Source organism: Caballeronia sp. NCF2, assembly GCF_023631205.1.
In the GTDB taxonomy this organism is placed as follows: Bacteria; Pseudomonadota; Gammaproteobacteria; order Burkholderiales; family Burkholderiaceae; genus Caballeronia; species Caballeronia zhejiangensis.
This window is the reverse complement of the sequence record NZ_JALQDN010000005.1, coordinates 1-887: the sequence shown is the minus strand read 5'-3', so window position 1 is coordinate 887 and position 887 is coordinate 1. Positions and strand designations below refer to the sequence as shown.

2 protein-coding genes are annotated in these 887 nt (G+C 62.1%); both read right to left on the bottom strand.

Features of this window, described 5'->3' with window-relative positions; genetic code table 11:
• Window positions 1-392, bottom strand: a 392-nt coding sequence (locus tag NCS02_RS03420; RefSeq protein ID WP_502800862.1) for an ABC transporter ATP-binding protein, incomplete at its 3' end; no start/stop codon positions are given.
• Between the two features lie 18 nt (window positions 393-410).
• A partial coding sequence (locus tag NCS02_RS03415; protein ID WP_250522888.1) for an ABC transporter ATP-binding protein occupies window positions 411-887 on the bottom strand: 477 nt, incomplete at its 5' end.

The following is an 887-nucleotide window of genomic DNA, read 5'->3' as shown; positions in this document are numbered from 1 at the left end:
TACTGCGACGCACGTTCCTTCAGACGCGGAAAGAAGCCGAACATGCGCTCCGTGTCCTTCTGAATGCCGTCCGAATCGTTGCGCAGATACGCGCCCATCTGCATGTTCTCGAGAATCGACATGCGCGCGAAGATGCCGCGGCCTTCCGGCACCATCGCGAGGCCGCGCTTGAGCAGTTCATGCGTCGGCATGCCCTTGATCGACTGGCCCATGTACTCGATATCGCCGCCCGAGTACGGCTTGAGGCCGGTGATGGCCTTCATCGTCGTCGTCTTGCCCGCGCCGTTCGCGCCGATCAGCGTAACCAGTTCGCCCTGCCCGACTTCGAGATCGACACCCTTCACCGCCTGGATGCCGCCGTAATTCACCTGCAGACCCTTGACCTTCAACATTGCGCTTGTGGTCGCCATTTAGTGCACCCCCGCACCCAGATATGCCTCGATCACCTTCGGGTCCTTCTGCACGTCCTGCGGCAGACCTTCGGCGATCACCTTGCCGTAATCGAGCACCGTCATGCGGTTGCACAATCCCATCACGAGTTTCACGTCGTGTTCGATCAGAAGAATCGTCTTGCCGTCCGCGCGGATCTTGTCGAGCAGACGCGTGAGCTCGACCTTCTCCGTCGCGTTCATGCCGGCGGCGGGTTCGTCGAGCGCGAGCAGCTTCGGATCGGTCGCCAACGCGCGCGCGATCTCCAGACGGCGCTGATGCCCGTACGACAGATTGCGCGACGTGTAATCCGCGTATTGCAGCACGCCGACGTATTCCAGCAGTTCGAGCGCGCGCTCCTTGATCTCGCGCTCTTCGCGGCGTTCGGCGGGCGTCTGGAACACCGCGCCGACCAGACCGTGCTTCGTGCGAACGTGACGTCCGACCATCACGTTCTC